This window comes from Micromonospora sp. WMMA1998 (assembly GCF_027497375.1).
Classification (GTDB): Bacteria; Actinomycetota; Actinomycetes; order Mycobacteriales; family Micromonosporaceae; genus Micromonospora; species Micromonospora sediminicola.
Genome location: NZ_CP114911.1, coordinates 539,106 through 557,402, shown reverse-complemented (window position 1 = coordinate 557,402; position 18,297 = coordinate 539,106). Strand labels below are relative to the sequence as shown.

At 70.9% G+C, this 18,297-nt stretch carries 9 protein-coding genes; 4 read left to right on the top strand and 5 right to left on the bottom strand.

Annotation, left to right across the window (positions count from 1 at the left end; translation table 11 throughout):
- Positions 1 to 20 precede the first annotated feature (20 nt).
- On the top strand, positions 21 to 1,427 hold the full coding sequence (locus O7600_RS02710) for a non-reducing end alpha-L-arabinofuranosidase family hydrolase (protein WP_281592111.1): 1,407 nt from the start codon (positions 21 to 23) through the stop codon (positions 1,425 to 1,427).
- 18 nt (positions 1,428 to 1,445) lie between these two features.
- Positions 1,446 to 3,173, top strand: coding sequence for a cellulose binding domain-containing protein (locus O7600_RS02705; protein WP_281592110.1), 1,728 nt, complete (start codon positions 1,446 to 1,448; stop codon positions 3,171 to 3,173).
- 59 nt (positions 3,174 to 3,232) lie between these two features.
- Here the strand turns inward: O7600_RS02705 and O7600_RS02700 are convergent, their stop codons facing one another.
- Positions 3,233 to 4,813 carry a pectate lyase gene (locus O7600_RS02700; RefSeq protein ID WP_281592109.1) on the bottom strand — a complete coding sequence of 527 codons (1,581 nt, stop codon included), beginning with the start codon at positions 4,811 to 4,813 and terminating at the stop codon, positions 3,233 to 3,235.
- Positions 4,810 to 5,100 (bottom strand): hypothetical protein, encoded by a 291-nt coding sequence (locus O7600_RS02695; RefSeq protein WP_281592108.1) that lies wholly within the window; start codon positions 5,098 to 5,100, stop codon positions 4,810 to 4,812. The genes O7600_RS02700 and O7600_RS02695 overlap by 4 nt, the downstream gene beginning before the upstream one ends.
- 509 nt (positions 5,101 to 5,609) lie before the next feature.
- Here O7600_RS02695 and fxsT point away from each other — a divergent pair.
- Positions 5,610 to 8,258, top strand: coding sequence for an FxSxx-COOH system tetratricopeptide repeat protein (fxsT, locus tag O7600_RS02690; protein ID WP_281592107.1), 2,649 nt, complete (start codon positions 5,610 to 5,612; stop codon positions 8,256 to 8,258).
- 111 nt (positions 8,259 to 8,369) lie between these two features.
- Here fxsT and O7600_RS02685 read toward each other — a convergent pair whose 3' ends face one another.
- Positions 8,370 to 9,257: a DMT family transporter gene (locus tag O7600_RS02685; RefSeq protein WP_281592106.1), complete on the bottom strand. Its 888-nt coding sequence runs from the start codon at positions 9,255 to 9,257 to the stop codon at positions 8,370 to 8,372.
- 40 nt (positions 9,258 to 9,297) lie between these two features.
- On the opposite strand from O7600_RS02685, the gene O7600_RS02680 reads away from it, so the two are divergent.
- Positions 9,298 to 10,689: a PLP-dependent aminotransferase family protein gene (locus O7600_RS02680; RefSeq protein WP_281592105.1), complete on the top strand. Its 1,392-nt coding sequence runs from the start codon at positions 9,298 to 9,300 to the stop codon at positions 10,687 to 10,689.
- 226 nt (positions 10,690 to 10,915) lie between these two features.
- Here O7600_RS02680 and O7600_RS02675 read toward each other — a convergent pair whose 3' ends face one another.
- Complete coding sequence (locus tag O7600_RS02675; RefSeq protein WP_281592104.1) at positions 10,916 to 15,202, bottom strand: discoidin domain-containing protein; 4,287 nt, start codon at positions 15,200 to 15,202, stop codon at positions 10,916 to 10,918.
- A 97-nt stretch (positions 15,203 to 15,299) separates the two neighbouring features.
- Positions 15,300 to 18,173 carry a discoidin domain-containing protein gene (locus O7600_RS02670; protein WP_281592103.1) on the bottom strand — a complete coding sequence of 958 codons (2,874 nt, stop codon included), beginning with the start codon at positions 18,171 to 18,173 and terminating at the stop codon, positions 15,300 to 15,302.
- Positions 18,174 to 18,297 lie beyond the last annotated feature (124 nt).

Below are 18,297 nucleotides of genomic sequence, written 5' to 3'. Positions count from 1 at the left end.
CCACCACAGGAGGGTCCATCATGTCCCGATCCAGAATGGTCAATGCCGTAGTGGCGTCAGCCGGCGCCGTGCTGCTCGCGTCGACGGGAATCGCCGTGGCACTGCCGGCCGGCGCGGCAGCCGCCGGCTGTTCCGTGACCTACGCCGTGTCATCGCAGTGGCAGGGCGGCTTCGGCGCCAACGTCACCGTCACCAACCTCGGCGACCCCGTGTCGAGCTGGACGCTCACCTGGTCCTACGGCGCCGGCCAGACCGTCACCCAGGCCTGGAACGCCACCGTCACCCAGAACGGCGCCGCCGTCACCGCCCGCAACGTCGCCTACAACGGCACCATCCCCACCAACGGCACCACCTCGTTCGGCTTCAACGGCGCCTGGACCAGCAGCAACCCCACCCCCACCACCTTCACCCTCAACGGCGTCACCTGCACCGGCACCACCACCCCGACCACATCACCCACCACCTCGCCGACCGCCTCGCCGACGCCGACACCCACCCCGACGACGACGCCGCCCGGCACGTGCAGTCTCCCGTCGAGTTACCGCTGGAGTTCGACCGGTCCGTTGGCGAACCCGCGGTCGGGTTGGGTGTCGTTGAAGGACTTCACGGTCGCTCCGTACAACGGTCGGCATCTGGTCTACGCGACCACGCACGACTACGGGTCGTCGTGGGGGTCGATGAACTTCGGGTTGTTCACCAACTGGTCGGAGATGGCCTCGGCGAGTCAGAACGGCATGTCGCAGGGCACCGTCGCGCCGACGTTGTTCTACTTCGCCCCGCGCAACATCTGGGTCCTGGCCTACCAGTGGGGTCCGACCGCGTTCTCCTACAAGACCTCGACCGACCCGACCAACCCCAACGGCTGGTCGGCGGCGCAGCCGCTGTTCACCGGCAGCATCTCCGGTTCCGGCACCGGCCCGATCGACCAGACGCTGATCGCCGACAGCCAGAACATGTACCTGTTCTTCGCCGGTGACAACGGCAAGATCTACCGGGCCAGCATGCCGATCGGGAACTTCCCCGGCAGCTTCGGCTCGTCCTACACCACGATCATGAGCGACTCGACGAACAACCTGTTCGAAGCCGTCCAGGTCTACAAACTGCAGGGCCAGACCCGCTACCTCATGATCGTCGAGGCGATCGGGGCGCAGGGCCGCTACTTCCGCTCCTTCACCGCCACCAGCCTCAACGGCTCGTGGACCCCACAGGCAGCGACCGAGAGCAACCCGTTCGCCGGCAAGGCCAACAGCGGCGCCACCTGGACCAACGACATCAGCCACGGCGAGCTGATCCGCACCAGCGCCGACCAGACCTTCACCGTCGACCCCTGCAACCTGCAACTGCTCTACCAGGGCCGCGCCACCAACTCCGGCGGCGACTACGGCCTCCTGCCCTACCGTCCCGGCCTGCTCACCCTCCAGCGCTGACCACCGAGGACGAATCCGATGAGAAGACTCAGCGCATCCCGTACCGCAGTGGTCACGGCCGGGACCGTCCTGCTGGCGTCGGCCGCCGCGGCGGTGGCGGTGCCGGCCGGCGCGGCAGCCGCCGGCTGTTCCGTGACCTACGCCGTGTCCTCGCAGTGGCAGGGCGGCTTCGGCGCCAACGTCACCGTCACCAACCTCGGCGACCCCGTGTCGAGCTGGACGCTCACCTGGTCCTACGGCGCCGGCCAGACCGTCACCCAGGCCTGGAACGCCACCGTCACCCAGAACGGCGCCGCCGTCACCGCCCGCAACGTCGCCTACAACGGCACCATCCCCACCAACGGCACCACCTCGTTCGGCTTCAACGGCGCCTGGACCAGCAGCAACCCCACCCCCACCACCTTCACCCTCAACGGCGTCACCTGCACCGGCACCACCACCCCGACCAGCTCACCGACCAGCTCACCCCCGCCGTCGCCGACGCCGACGTCGTCGCCGTCCACGCCGCCGCCGGGCGGACCGGCGGACATCACGGTGAACACCGGCACGACGTACCAGAGGGTCGACGGGTTCGGGGCGGCGGTGTCGATCTGGGGCGGCGCCTGGTCCACGGCCGAGACGCAGACGTTGGTCGGGCTCGGCCCCAACCAGCTCGGTCTGTCCATCGTGCGCACCGGGCTCTCACCGGTGTCCAGCGAGTGGGCGACGCAGGTGAGCGCGCTGAAGACGGCCAAGTCCTACGGGTCGAACGTGAAGATCATGGCGTCACCGTGGACGGCGCCGGCGGCCTGGAAGACGAACAACAGCCGGATCAACGGCGGCAAGCTGAGACCCGAGTACTACGACGACTACGCCAACCACCTCAACAGCTACGTGCAGTACATGCGCAACCAGGGCGTGACGATCGACGTCACGTCCGTGCAGAACGAGCCCGACTGGCACCCGGACTACGACTCGATGGACTGGAGTGGCACCGAACTCCAGACGTTCGTGCGGGAGCAGGGCGCCAAGGTGCAGAACACCAAGCTGATGGTCGCCGAGGCGGTGAACCTCAACTACGGCTACACCGACCCGACGCTCAACGACGCGGCGGCCCGCACCAACATCGGCTACATCGGCGGGCACCTCTACGGAACCGAGGCCGCCGGCCGGCTGAAGCCCTACCCGCTGGCGCAGCAGTACCAGAAGCCGGTCTGGATGACCGAGTGGAACCTGCACGACGCCGACGGCGGCGGCTCGAACATCTGGGGCAACCCGGCCAACGCCACGGTCTGGAACGAGACGCTGGACGACATCATGCGCACCGTGCACAGGTCGATGGAGTCCAACTGGAGCGCGTACGTCTGGTGGTACGGCAAGCGCTACTACTCGTTCATCGGTGACGGCGAGTCCGCGTACGGCACCGTGGCGGGCGCGCCGCTCAAGCGGGGGTACGCGTTCGCGCAGTACGCGAAGTACGTGCGTCCCGGCTACCAGCGGGTGGGGCTGACCAAGAGCTCGAAGGCCTCGCCGCTGGAGGTGACCGCCTACTCAGGCGACGGGAAGGTCACGCTGGTGATCCTCAACCGGTCCACGAGCCCGGTGAACAACGCGATCGTCCAGGCGCCGCAGAACGTGACCCGGGCCGAGTACGTGGCCACCTCGCAGACCGCCAGCGCGGCGAGCCAGCCGGTCGGCGTGAACGGCAACCAGGTGACGGTGAACGTCGGCGCGCGGAGCATCTCCACCGTCGTGCTCACCCTCTGACAGCGGCACGCACGAGGGCGGGGGCGGCCGGATCGGCCGCCCCCGCGTCGTCGCGCCGGCTAACCGGCGTACGTCTCGAACTCGCCCACTCTCGGCGTACTGTTGGAGCTGTTGATCTTGAAGTTGATCTTCTTGAGCGAGGTCGCGCCGAAGGTGATCTGGCCGGCCCCGCTGCCGGAGGCGAGCACCGCCCCGGTGTCGTTGTTGACCAGCTGCCAGGATCCGATCGAACCCGAGGTGCCGGACGGTTCGCGGATGACTACGCGGGACACCGTGGTGGCCGAGCCCCACTTGATCGAGACGGTGCCGGTGGACCCGGACGGCGACCAGTACGTGCTCAGGTTGCCGTCGCGCACGTTGCCGTAGCTGGTGCCGTCGGCCTTGCTGGACCCGTCCGCGCCGGCGCCGGAGACGAGGCTCAGGTTGGTCCCGCCGGACGGCGGCGGGGTGGTCGTGCCGGGCGGCGGCGTGGTGGGTGCGGGCGTGGTGGGTGCGGGCGTGGTCGGCCCCGGCGTGGTGGGCGCCGGGGACTGCGGCGTGCAGTTGCCGTCGGACACACGCAGGCCGGTGTTGGCGCCCGCCGTCTGCCGCACGATGTCCGGCACGCAGCTCGCCGCGTCGAGCCGGTACGAGTAGGGGATGCTCACCGTGGTCGTCGACGTCACGTTCGGCCCCGCCGGGTAGTTGTCGCTGCCCGGGGCGGACCAGGTCACGTTGTCGAAGATGTTGCCGCTGACCTGCCAGGTGCCGCGCTCGCTGGTGTAGAAGGTGCCGAGCACGTCCTTGGAGTTGCGGAAGTAGTTGTTGTCCACCTTGGCCCGCGCGCCGGCCCGGGAGTTGATGCCCGACTCGCGCAGACCGGTGTAGTGGTTGTTGAACATGTGGGCGATGCCGCCGCGCAGCAGCGGCGTACGGGAGTCGATGTTCTCGTAGAGGTTGTGCTCGAACGTGATGTAGCTGTTGCCGCGGTCGCTCTCGCTGGAGCCGATCAGGCCGCCGCGGCCGGAGTTGCGCAGGATGCTGTACGACAGCGTCACGTACTGGGTGTCGTCCTTCATGTCGAACAGGCCGTCGAAGCCCTCCGACTCGCCGCCGGACGCCTCCAGCGTGACGTGGTCGACCCAGACGTTGCGGACGCTGCTCTCCATGCCGATCGCGTCGCCGCCGTTGGAGGTGGGCGAGCCGGACTTCTTGACGTTCCGCACCGTCACGTTCCGGATGACGATGTTGCGGGAGTCGCGGATGTGGATGCCGAGCTGGTCGAAGACGGCGCCGCTGCCCACCCCGATGATGGTGACGTTGCTGATCTGCTTCAGCTCGATCACGCCGTCCGCGGTGTTGCAGCTCGATCCGGAGACCTTGCTGGTGTTGCCGTGGTTGATGGTGCCGGTCACCTCGATGACGATCGGCGTGCTGCTGCTGGCCCGGCCGCAGAGCGCGGCGTGGATGGCGGTGCCCGTGGTGGCGCGTACCGTCTGCCCGCCCGCGCCGCCGGTGGTGCCGCCGTTCTGGCTCGCGAAGCCGGTGGCGGTCACGGCCGCCGCCGACGCCTGCGGGGACGGCATCGTCACCGCCACCGCGCCGCCCACCACCGCCGTGGCGAGGATGGCCTGAAGTCTCAGTGCGACTGGTCGTCTCATTGACGCCTCGATTCGTTTTCGCGCATGCCGGATCGACCGGCGGTCACCGAACAGGAAAGGATGGATTGCCGCGACGCGATCAGGCGCGCCGTCAGCGGCGTTCGTCCATTCGCGGCGCCCGGCCCGCGAACGAAACATCGATGTGACGCAATCGTAAGAAAGCGCTTTCGCTCAGGACAAGGGCTGGCGTTTGCAGGTTTTTTGCACTGCTCCGCGGACATGAGTCGGTCGGTCACCGCGACGATCGACCGCGCGATCACGCTCATCTGTCGGACGATCTCGGTCACGTTCTCGACACCGGCGATCCTGACTGGTGAACGCGGGTGGGCCCGCTCCACAATGTGGTGGTGCGGAGACGACGGTGGGCGATCATCGGAGTGGGTTCGGCGGTTGCCACTGCCCTGGCAACGGTTGCCGTGGTGTTCGGCCTGCGCGGAGTGGAGGTCGCCAGCTGGCTGGCCGCGGTCGCCGGCCTGGTGGTAGCCGTGGCCGCCGTGGTCCTGGCTCCGTCGCCTACGGCTTCCCTCCCGGCGAGTTCCGCCAGGAGGTCCGAAGACCGGTCGGTGACTGCTCATGGGATCAGCGGGATCGCCTCGACCGGGGACAACGCACGGAACGTCCAACGCCGGTGAGATGGCCCTCCCTCAGACGTCGTCGGCGTAGTGACAGGTCGGTACCGGAGGGCGCGCTACCGGACCCGGCGGGATCGAGGAGGATCTCGGCGACCGACGTACAGGGGATCGCGTCGACCGGTGACTACGCGATCAATGCGCAGACCCGGATCGGCCACGCGACGGTGCTGCCACCCGAGGCGTTGTCGACGCCGGAGTCCGTCCCCGCGCCGGCCTGCCTGACGAACCTGCCGGGGCGGCACGAGTTGTTCCTCGGTCGCGAGGAGGAACTGAGGCGGCTCGACGCGACCGCCGCGTCACCAGGTGTGGTCGTCGTGCAGGCGGTGCACGGGCTCGGTGGAGTCGGTAAGAGCACATTGGCGGCGCGGTGGGCGGGTCTGCGCGCCGGCGTGTTCGCCCCGATCTGGTGGATCACGGCGGACAACCCGGCCGGCCTGGACGCGGGGTTGGTGGCGTTGGCCGGCGGGCTGCAGCCCGGGCTGGCAGCGATGTTGCCGGCAACGGCGTTACGGGAGTGGGCGGTGCGGTGGCTGGCCTCACACGAGGGCTGGCTGCTGGTGCTCGACAACGTGAACGACCCGGCCGACATGGCGGACCTGGTGGCGCGGTTACCGCAGGGACGGATCCTGGTGACCAGTCGTCGAGCGACGGGATGGCCGGAGTTCGTGACGACGGTGCGGCTGGACGTGCTCGACCTTCCCGAGGCGGTCACGTTGTTGGCGCGTGTCGCCGCCCGTGGCGGGGTGGACGTGGCCGAGGTGGAGGCGGAGGCGGTCTGCACCGAGTTGGGATGCCTGCCCCTGGCCGTGGAACAGGCCGGGGCGTACATGGCGCAGACCGGCACGTCGCCGACCAGGTACCTGGAACTGTTGGCCCGGTATCCGGCCGACATCTACCGCGACGGCGAAGAGGGCCGCGCCGGACAGCGCACGATCGCGCGGGTGTGGCAGGTGACCCTGGACGCCCTGGCGGACGACCCGCTGCCGGGGCGGTTGTTGCGGCTGATGGCCTGGTACGCGCCGGAGCCGATTCCCCGGATGGTGGTGAACGCTCTCGCAGGGACGAACACGGCGGCGATCAACCGGGCGATCGGGCGACTGGCCGCCTACAACATGATCGCCGTCGAAGCGGCCACGGGACAGATCACCGTGCATCGCCTGGTGCAGGCCGTCGCTCGTACCCCCGACGAGGACAATGCCCACCGAAAACCCGCCGACATCGCGGCGGCCCGTACCGACGCCGTGACCACCCTGCGCGCCGTCATGCCGAGTGAGTGGCACGACCCCGCATCATGGCCTCGCTGGCATGCCCTGCTCCCCCACCTGGACGCGGCCGTTGTGCTCCACTCCCGCGATCTCCCATCGGACACCGAGCGGCTCATCACCGAGGCGTTGCTGCTCAACCTGGCCGCGATGTTCCTCCTGGACCAGGGCGACCTCACCCAGTCGACCACCTACCTCGAACGAGCGCTCGCCGACTGTCGTCGGGTGCTGGGCGACGACCACCCGGACACCCTGGCCTGCGTCAACAACCTGGCCTACGCCTATCAGACGGCGGGCAATCCGGAACGCGTCATCCCCCTGTGTCAACAGGTGATCAGCAACCTCGGGCACGTCATGGGGGACGACCATCCGCACACCCTCACCGCGGTCAACAACCTCGCCTACGCCCACCACAGCGCGGGCAACCCGGAACGCGCGATCCCGCTGTTCACCCAGGTGCTCACCGACCGCCGCCGGGTCCTGGGCGACGACCATCCGGAGACTCTGGACTCGGTGAGCAACCTCGCCTTGGCCTACCACGCGGCAGGCGACCTCGGACGGGCGATTCCCCTGTTCATCCGGGTGCTCGACGACCGCCGTCGGGTACTGGGCCACGACCATCCGAAGACCCTCTCCTCGGTGAACAACCTCGCCAGCTCCTACCAGGCGGCGGGCGACCTGAAGAGAGCGATCCACCTGTTCGAACGCGCGCTCACCGACCGGCGGCGGGTACTCGGTGACCACCCCGACACCCTCGCCTCGATCAACAACGTCGCCAGCTCCTACCATGCCGCGGGCGACCTGGAACGGGCGCTCCCCCTGTTCGAACAGGCAGTCACCGGCCGTCGCCGCGTACTCGGCGACGACCACCCCGACACCCTCACCTCGATGAACAACCTCGCCCACGCCTACGAGGCCGCGGGCGACCTCGAACGGGCGCTCCCCCTGTTCCACCAGGTGCTCAGCGACCGGCGTCGGGTACTCGACGTCGACCACCCCGACACTCTCACCTCGGTGAACAGTCTCGCCTGCGCCTACCACGCCGTGGGCGACCTGGAACGGGCCCTCCCGCTTTGCGAGGAGACGCTCGCCGGCCGGCGTCGGGTGCTCGGCGACGACCACCCCGACACCCTCACCTCACTGAACAACCTCGCCCACGCCTACCGCGCCGCGGGCGACCTGGAACGGGCTCTTCCCCTGTTCGAACAGGCACTCACCGACCGCCGCCGCGTGCTCGGCGACGACCACCCCGGCACCCTCACCTCGGTGAACGGTCTCGCCCACGCCTACGAAGCCGCGGGCGACCTGGAACGCGCCATCCCCCTGTTCGAACAGGCACTCACCGACCGCCGCCGGGTACTCGGCGACGATCACCCCGACACCCTCATCACGATCAACAACCTCGCTCACGCCCACCATGCCGCGGGCGACCTGGAGCGGGGCGCCTCCCTTTTCCGGAAGGCGCTCGCCGACTGCCGTCGGGCGCTGGGTGAGAGCCATCGCCTGACTCGTCTGGTCAGCGCGAACACCGAGGCAGCGCTGCGGGAGTGAACGGCTCGAGCCGGCATCCGAGATCCGGCACAGGCCGATCCACCACCCGAGACCGAACGGTCGAACCGCAGTACCGGTCTCCCCGGTGCGCCGGCTGTCGCTCGGGCCACGTCACCGCGCCGCCCTCGGCCCGCCGACGCGGGTGCGCTGGATGAGCACGACGCAGGCCAACACCGCCACCGCCACCGCGACGGTGGCCGGGGTGACCGCCTCGCCGAGCAGCAGGGCCGACCAGATCAGCGTGAGCACCGGCTGTACGAGCTGGATCTGGCCGACCTTGGCGATGCCGCCCAGGGCCAGTCCGGCGTACCAGGCGAAGAAACCGAGGAACATCGACACCACGGTGAGGTAGCCGAACCCGGTCCAGGCGGCGACGCCACCCTGGGGGCGATGGACCAGCGTGACAACCGCCGTGACCGGCACGGTGACCGGAAGCGACAGCAGCAACGCCCAGCAGATCGTCCGGGCGCCGCCGAGTTCGCGGGCCAGCCGGCCGCCCTCGGCGTACCCGAGGCCGCAGAGCACCACGGCGGCGAGCAGGAACAGATCGGCGAGCGACAACGCCCCGCGGATCGACCCACTGACGGCGAGGAACGCGAGCACCATGGCGAGCCCGGCGGCACCGGCGATCCAGAACAGCGGCGGCGGCCGCTCTCCGGCCCGCAACACCGCGAACACCGCGGTCATGGCGGGCAGCACGGTGACGACGACCGCGCCGTGCGCGGACGTCTGGGTGGTGAGCGCGAGCGAGGTGAACAGCGGGAAGCCGACCACGACGCCGAGCGCCACCACAGACAGCCGCCGCCACTGGTCCGGGGTGGGGCGCGGGGCACCGGTCAACCGCAGGTAGGCCCCCGCGAGCAGCGCCGCACCCACCGCCCGTCCGAACGCGACGAACCAGGGGTCGAGCGTGTGCACCGCGACGCGGGTGGCCGGCAGCGACATGCTGAAGGCCAGCACACCCAGCGCGCCGAGGGCGATCCCGGCGCTCGGTCTCACCGTTACCGCAACTGGCGGAGTAGCGCTACTCTGTGCTGTCATGAGCGATGGTAGCGCTATCGACCGCGTGGTCCGGCACCTGGGTGCGCTGGCGGCGGATGCCACCCCCGGCACGCGGCTGCCGTCGGTACGGGAGCTGACCGCGCACCATCACGTCTCCCCCGTCACCGTCGCCGAGGCGACCCGGCGGCTCGTCGCGGACGGCCTGGTCGAGACGCGGCCGGGCCGGGGCGCGTACGTGGCGATCCGGCGCACCGATCCGCCCCGGGCGGACCTGTCCTGGCAGACGGTCGCGCTCGGCTCGCGGCGGGGCGGCGAGGAGGAGATGCAGGCGCTGCTGGCGCTGCCGCCCTCGGGCGCGATCCCGCTGACCGGCGGCTACCTGGACCCGGACCTCCAACCGGCCGCCGCGCTCGGTGCGGCGCTCGCCCGCGCGGCCCGACAGCCGGCCGCGTGGCAGCGCGGCCCGGTGGAGGGACGCCTGGACCTGCGAGCCTGGTTCGCCCGCGAGGCGGGCGGCGGCCTGCGCGCCGAGGACATCGTCATCTGTCCGGGCGGTCAGGCGGCGCTCTCCTCCACGCTGCGGGCGCTCACCACACCCGGCGACACGGTGCTTGTCGAGTCCCCCACCTACCTGGGCGCGCTCGCCGCCGCGCGCGCGGCCGGGCTGCGGGTGGTGCCGGTGCCCGCAGACGCCGACGGGGTACGCCCCGACCAGCTCGCCGCCGCGTTCGCCCGCACCGGCGCGCGGTTGTTCTACTGCCAGCCGCTGTACGCCAACCCGCACGGCGCGACGCTCGCGCCGGCCCGGCGCGCGCAGGTCGCCGAGGCGGTCCGGGAGGCCGGGGCGTTCCTGATCGAGGACGACTACGCCCGCGACCTGACCGTCGACGGCGAGGCCCCGCCACCACTGGCCGCGGACGACTCGGACGGGCACGTCGTCTACCTGCGGTCACTGACCAAGCCCGTCGCGCCCGGCCTGCGCATCGCCGCGTTGGGCGCGCGCGGACCGGCCGGCGCCCGGCTGCGCGCCGCCCGCCTGCTCGACGACCTCTTCGTCGCCGGGCCGCTGCAACAGGCCGCGCTGGAGTTCCTCACCGCGCCGGCGTGGGACCGGCACCGCCGTATGCTGCGCGTGCAGCTGCGGGCCCGCCGGGAGGCGCTGCTCGCCGCGCTGGACCGGCACCTGCCGTCGCTGTCCCCGCGCGCCGTCCCCCGCGGTGGCCTGCACCTGTGGGTACGGCTGCCCGACGGCGCCGACGACGTCGCCGTGACCACCGCGGCCGCGGCGGCCGGCGTCACCGTGTTCCCCGGCCGCCCCTGGTACGCCGCCGAACCGCCGGCCCCGCACCTGCGCCTCACTTACGCTGCCGCCCCACCCGAACAGATGGACGAGGCGATCCGCCGGCTCTCCACCGCCCTCCCCCACTGACCGCAGCGGCGGCTTGCCCCCGTCGATCTTGGACTTGTGGTGCCACATGGTGTCGGCTTCGCCCCACCATCGCAGGTGCCATAACTCCAAGATCGACCTCCCCCGCCCACGCCCGCCCCGCCCACACCCGCGATCTTGCGGTTTGGTGCCTCGCATAGCAGGAGCAATCCGGCATTACGCGGGCCGAAAGTGCAAGATCGCGGGTGCGGGGCGGGCGGGGTGGGGGTCAGTTGCGGGTGATGGTGAAGGTTGTCGTCGTGTTCTTGATGTCCTGGGCGTTGTCGGTGAGGCGGAGGTTGGTGAAGGTGGCTGCGCCGACCGCGGGGCCCTGACCGGCCTCGGGCATCTCGTTGACCCAGATGCCGAAGCCGGACTTGGCGTCGAACGCGTCACCGCTGCGCCGCGCCCCGGAGATCGACACGTTCGTCAAGACGGTGTCGGTGATCGGGTTCTCCGGCTGGCTGCCGGTGTACTTGGTCTGGAACATGATCCCCGAGTACGTCGGATCGACGATGTCCACGTCGCTCACCCGGATGCCGCGGAACTCCTTGGACGCGGAGAACAACCACATCGCCGGGAACGTCTGCGCGCCCCAGAAGTGCCCGCCCGAACGGATCAGCGAGATGTTCTCGAACCGGGTGGGCGGGCTGGCGCCGAACCCGACGAACGGGTAGCCGAAGTCCAGCGAGCTGATGGTGATGCCCGAGTACGTCAGCTGGTCGGCGATGTAGAGGTTGCGGAACACGTTGTCGTAGCCGCCGTACACGGCGATGCCGGCCGCCCGCCAGGTCAGCGTCGCGGTCAGGTTCTCGAACACGTTGCCGTGGTTGCCGCCGGAACCGCCCTGGTCGGTGGCGGAGAACAACGCGAACGCGTCGTCGCCGTTGGATCGGCCCTCCGAGTTGGTGACCAGGGCGTTGGTGCTGCCGTTGGTCATGTTCACCGCGTCGGCGAAGGTGTTGCGGAACCGGCTGTCCCGGATGGTCAGCCCGTCCACGCTCACCCCCCAGTAGGCGCAGACGGTGTGCTCGACCCAGACGCTGTCCAGCGTGAGGTTGTCCACGTCCTTCAGCTCGCCCCACACCTTGCCCGGGCCGTCGATCCGGTTGGTGTAGTTGCCGAAGAAGGCGAGGTGGGAGAAGGTCGACCCGCTGGCCGAGGACTCCACCCGGAAGCCCGCGTCGGTGTTCTGCTGGTTCGTCGGGGTCTGGAAGCGGGTGTACCACATGCCGGCGCCGACGACCTTCACCGCCTTGCCGTACACCTGGAACTTCTGCGCGGTCTCGTAGGTGCCGGCGGGCAGGTAGACGCCGACCAGTGTGCCGGTGGTGTCCATCCGAACGGCGTCCAGCGCGTTCTGCACGTCCTGGTGGCTGAACCCGGTCGGCACCCGGTAGCGCGTCGGGTCCGGGTTGGCCCGGGGCGACACCAGCTCGGTGTTGACGAAGTCGATCGCGTACGTGGTGCTGTTCGCCGGGTCCTTCTGGAGCCGGATCCGGCTGCCCGCCGGGACGGTGGAGTTGAGCAGCACGTTCGCCTCGTCGTACAGGTGCCGGGGCGCGCCCGCGCTCGGCGAGTCGCTCGGGCCGGCCTCGGCGCCGTAGAGCCAGATGTGCTTCGAGGTGAGGCTGATCGGCTTGTGCAGCACCCCGTTGACGTAGACGTTGAGCGTCGAGTCGATCCCGCCGCCGCCCGGCGCGTCCGGGATGGAGAAGCGGGTGACCAGGGCGTTCGCGGCCGACTTGGTGGTCCACTCGACGTACGCGCCGGTGGTGTTGAGGGTGACCGCGCGCCGGCCGGACGCCTCGCCGGCCAGGTCCCCGATCGTCCGGTTCGGACCGACCACCTGCGCGCCGCCGCCGACCGAGCCGTCCTCGGCCTCGTACATGTCGTAGCCCAGGTTGGCCCCGCGACCGACGAACAGCGCCCGGTCGCTGGTGTTGTTCTGCCGCTTCACCGGAAGCTCGTTGGCGTCGTCGGCGAGCACCACCCGGACCGTGTACCGGCCGTTGGCGGCGGTCCAGGTGCCGAGCGACACCGGGCCGGCCGTGGCCCCGGCGGCGATCGTGCCGGAGTACGCGCCGGTCAGCGTGCGGACCACGGCGCCCGAGTCGTTGAGCACGGTGAGCGTGATGCCGTGCGACCCGCTCGCCGAGGCGATCGTGCCCTGGTTGCGCAGCGTCACCGCGAAGCTGACCGTGGCGCCGGCGGCCGGCGTGCCCGGCGACCAGGTCACCGCGGAGGCGACCAGGTCGGAGCTGGCCACCGGGCTGACCGTCAACGCGGTCGGGTTGGTGTAGCTGTTGTTCGCCTCGTTCTGCTCGATCACCGCGTTCGACTCGTCGACCTTCGCGGTGAGCTGGTAGCTGCCGGCGTTGCGCGCGCCGATGTTCGCCGAGACGGTGGTGGACGCGCCCGCGGCGAGCACCCCGACGGTGGCGGTGCCGACCTTCGTCGTACCCAGGTAGAGGTTGACGTCGGTCGCGGCGGACGCCGCGCTGCCGGCGTTGCGCACGGTGGCCGACAGCGTGATCGCGTCGGTCTCCACCGGCGCGGACGGCGCGGCGGTGACGCCGGTGACGGTGAGGTCCGGGTTGGGGGCCGGGACGCCGATCACCTGGAACTCCGCGACCTGGCCGTTTGACGAGCCCGAGTTGGCGGTGAACTGCAACCGGACGTCCGCGGCGGTCGCCGAGACGGGGACGGTCACCGCGTTACTGGTGTTCGGGTTGAAGGAGTACGTCGCAGAGGCGACCAGGCTGGTGAAACCGGAGGCGGACTGCTCCCGGCCGAGCACCTGGAACGTCTGCGTGCGCGCGCCCCAGGCCGGGTCCGGGTTGAGCTTCACCACGACCGCGCTGATGCTCGCGTTGGCGCCCAGCGCGACGGTGAGCGTGCTCGGGTACGCGCCCGGCGCGCCCTCCCAGTAGGTGGTGACGTCGTTGTCGACGGCGTTGGCGGCGTTGAACACGTGCACCACGGACGACGCGGTGGCCGGCTTGCCGACCGCCAGGTTGGTGCCGCCGGTGGTGCTGCCGGTGCGGGTCACCGTGTTGCTGTTCGCCGACACGTTCCCGGCCGCGTCGCGGGCCCGCACGTGGTAGGAGACGGTGGCGCTGTCCGGCTGGCTGTCGGTGTAGGTGAGCGTCGAGCCGCTCACGGTGGTGCGCAGGGACCCGTTTGCCCACACCTCGTAGCCGGTGACGCCGACGTTGTCGGTCGACGCGGTCCAGGTCAGCCGGATCTGCCCGCTCGCCGGCTGGGTGTAGGCGAGGTTGGCGGGCGCGGTGGGCGCGGTGGTGTCGCCGGTGTTGCCGGTGCGGGTGACCGTGTTGCTGTTCGCCGACACGTTGCCGGCAGCGTCCCGGGCCCGGACGTGGTACGACACGGTGGTCCCGGCCGGCTGCGTGTCGGTCCAGGTCAGCGTGGTGCCGCCGACGCTGGTGCGCAGCACGCCGTTGGCGTAGACGTCGTAGCCGGTGACGCCGACGTTGTCGGTCGACGCGGTCCAGGTCAGCCGGACCTGGTCAGTGGCCGGCTCGGTGAACGCCAGGTTGCCCGGCGCGCTGGGCGCCTGGGTGTCGCCGGTCGCCGTGCCGTAGATCTCCAGCTCGGAGAGCTGCCCGGCGGGCCAGGCGCTGTTCGCGGTGAACAGCAGCCGCAGGTAGCGGGTGGACGCGGTGGGCACGGTGACGGTCACCGTGTTGCCGCCGGCCGGGTCGAACGCGTACGACGCGGACCCGACCAGGGTGCCGAAGGAGGAGCCGTTGGTGCTGCCCTGCACGGTCAGCGTCTGGTTGCGCGCGCCCCAGCCGGTGGGCAGCCGCAGCACCAGCCGGTTGACGCTGGTCGCGGCGCCCAGGTCGGCCTGGATCCACTGCGGGAACGCGTTGTTCGGGCTCTCCCAGTAGGTGGCCGCGTTGCCGTCGTTGGCGTTGCCGGCGGCGTAGACGTCGGAGTGGCCGCTCTCGGTCATGGTCTTACCGAGCGCCAGGTTGGTCGACGAGGAGGCCGTGCCGTAGACCTCCAGCTCGGCGAGTTGGGCGGCGGCCCAGCCGGTGTTCGCGGTGATCACGACCCGCAGGTAGCGGGCGTTGGTGGCGGTGAAGCCGAGCGTCACCGTGTTGCCGGCGGCCGGGCTGAACGACCGGGCGGCGGACGCGACGACCGTGGTGAAGCCACTGCCGTCGGCGCTGGCCTGCACGGACAGCGTCTGGTTGCGCGCCTCCCAGGCGGCCGGCAGCTCGAGCACCACCTGGTCGACGGCACGGCTGGTGCCGAGGTCGACCTGGGCCCACTGGGGCAGCGTGCCGCTGCTCTCCCAGTAGCTGCCCTGGTTGCCGTCGGTCAGGTTGGCCGCGACGTAGGGGCCGTTGACGCTGCTGGCGGTGGCGGTCCGGCCGGCGGCGAGGTTCGGGCCGCCGGCGGCGAGGGCCGGCGGGGCCGGCGCCGCGGTGACGGCCAGGCCGACCGCGGCGAGCACCGCGACCACTCTGGTACGGAGTCTGGACATGGTGGACGGACACCTTCTTCCGGGGGAGGTGGAGAGGCGTTGACGGGGGTGGGGGTGTGGTGCGGCGGGGACCCGGGCCGGGTCCCCGCCGCGCCGGTCAGGAGGCGTAGACCTCGAACTCGGACAGCTGGCCGGCGGGCCAGCCGGTGTTGCCGGTGAAGGTCAGCCGCACGTAGCGGCGGTCGCCGGCGGGCAACGCGATCGACACGCTGTTGCCGCTTGCCGGGTCGAACGTGTAGCCGGCCGCCGCCTTGAGGGTGGCGAACGACGAGCCGTCGGTGGAGCCGAGCACGGCCACCGTCTGGGTTCGGGTCTGCCAGGCCGTCGACGGCGGCAGCTTGAGCACCACCCGGGACACCGGGCGGGCGCTGCCCAGGTCGACGGTGACCGACTGGGGGAAGGCGTTGTTGGCGCTCTCCCAGTAGGTGGTGGCGTTGCCGTCGACCGTGTTGCCGGCGCCGTAGACGTCGGCGTGGCTGGTCTCGGCGACCGGCCGCCCGGCGGCGAGGTTGCCGGTCGGCGGCGCGGTGGTGGGCGGCGGGGTGGTGGTGGGCGGCGGGGTGGTCGTCGTGCCGTCGCCGTACACCTCCAGCTCGGAGAGCTGGGCCGCCGGCCAGCCGGTGTTAGCGGTCACGGTGACCCGGACGTACCGGCGGGCGCCGGACGGCAGCGCGATCGACACGCTGTTGCCGGCCGCCGGGTCGAACACCCGACCCGCCGACGCGGCGAGCGTGGCGAACGAGGAGCCGTCGGTGGAGCCGAGCACGGAGAGCGTCTCGGTGCGGCGCTCCCAGCCGGCCGGCAGCTTGAGCACCACCCGGTCGACCGTGCGCGACGCGCCCAGGTCGACCGTCAGCGACTGCGGGAAGGCGTTGTTGGCGCTCTCCCAGTAGCTGGCCGCGTTGCCGTCGACCGCGTTGCCGGCCGCGTAGACCTGGTTGACGCTTGTCGCGGTCGCCGGCCGGCCCAGGGCCAGGTTCCCGCCGGTCGGCGGCGGGGTGGTCGGGGGCGTGCTGGTCGGCGGCGTCGTGGTCGGGGGCGCGGTGGTCGGGGGCACGCTGGTGGGCGGCGGGCTGGACGGTCCGTTGCCCCACTGCGGCTGCGGCCACGGCCCGCAGTACGGGGTGGACGTGTACCAGCCGGAGTTGCCGGCGCCCTGGGTGATCTGGAAGCCGCTGCCGACGCAGTTGTGCATCGGGTTGGACTGGGCGATGTTGGTGGCCCGCACGTTCGTGAAGCTGACCTGGCTGGGTGCCTGGACCTGGAGCGCGTACGTGCCCGCGCCGTCGATCCGGACGTTGGTGAACGAGATGCCGCTGGTCTGCCCCTCGATCCAGTGCAGCGCCGCGTAGGAGCTGTCCAGGATGTCGGTGTCGGTGACGTTGATGCTGGCGCCCTGGATCGGCTCGTTGAGCGCGGAGAACCAGATCGCGCCCACCCCGAACTGCCAGTTGTAGTCGGAGTTGCCGTTGCGGATCAGCGTGTTGCGGGCCACCGTGATGGTCCCCGCGACGGCCGTCGACCCGTTCACCCCGGGATAGCGGTTCGCCACGTGGATGCCGCCGCCGTTGGTCACCGAGTCGGCGGTCACGTTGTCGGCGATGGTGATGTTGCGCCCACCGTACGTGACCAGGTGGTTCGCCAGGATGGTCACGCCGATGGTGTTGTGGGTGAAGGAGTTGCCGACGTTCGGCACGCTCTGCGCCCACATGGCCAGCGCGTCGTCGCCGGTGTTGCGGACGAACGTGTTGGTGACGGTGGAGTTGGTGACGCCCCAGTGGAAGTTCACCCCGTCGGCGGTCTGGTCGAGGATCCGGCTGTTACGGATGGTGAAGTTGTCCATCGGCCCGTCCATCCACGCGCCGACCTTGGTGTGCTGCAACCAGAGGTTGTCCACCACCGAGTCGGTCATCGCGCCGCCGAGCGCGTTGACCTGGTCCTCGTCGACGCGTTCCCGGATGTCGCCGATGATGGCGAAGTCCCGCAGCGTGACGTTGCGGCTCGGCCCACCGGCCTCGTGCGAGCGGATCTCACCGGAGTAGCCGCCGCCGGGCACGTACTTGCCGTAGATGCCGGCGGCCCGCTTGCGGTCGGTGGGGTGCCGGCCGCCGAGCACCGAGTACCACGGCCCGGCGCCGCGCAGCGTCACGCCGTCGACCAAAACGTGGTCCCAGAGCGTGAACGTGCCGGAGGGGATCCACACCGCTTTGCCCTGCGCCTTGCCGGCGTCCACCGCGGCCTGGAACTTCGCGGTCGAGTCGGTGGCGCCGGTCGGGTCCGCGCCGAAGTCGGTGACCACGTCCAGCGCGCCGGACGGCTTGCTGATCGGCGCCCCGACCAGCTCGAAGTCGGCCAGGTCGATGGTGAAGGTGGGCGACTGCGCGGTCGAGGAGACCTGCAGGCGGATCTTCGTGCCGGCCGGCCAGGTGGTGCCGAACATGGCCCGGGTCTCGTCGTAGAAGTGGTGCGGGTTGGTGTCGCCCGGGTTGTTGTTGAACGGGTAACCGCCGTAGTACCAGCCGTACCGGGAGGTGACCGGGACGGCCTTGACCAGGGTGCCGTTGGCCCGCAGGTCGATGCTGGCGTCCCGGCCGGTGCCGGCGGCGCTGTCCGGCAGGCTGTAGCGGAAGGTGACCGCGTTCGCCGGGGCGGTGAGCGTGAACTCGACGTACTCGCCGACGGCGTCGAGGGTGACCGCCTCCCGGCCGGACGCCTCGGAGGGCAGCGTGCCGTAGCGCCGGTCGGGGCCGATCTTCGAGCCGGTGTGCGTGGCCTGTTCCGCCTCCTGCTCCCGGAACGGCACGGTGGCGCCGCGGCCGGCGATGTCGAACGGGGACAGTCCGGCGGCGTGGGCCGGCGTCGCGGTGGAGGTGAGCGCCACGACGGTCAGTGTCGAGGCGGCGAGCGTGGCGGCGGCCAGGGCCGCGAGCCCGGTGGTGCGGTGGCGGTGCGGGGTGCGGTGCTCGGCCATGCGGGGTGTGCTCCCTTTCGTCGGTGGCCAGGTCCCCCGTGCGGCGGTGCTCCTGTCTCCTTCCTGTCCTCCCCAGGTGCTTCTGCGGCGGCCGGACGGGTCGCCGGATGCCGCGGCGCCGGCG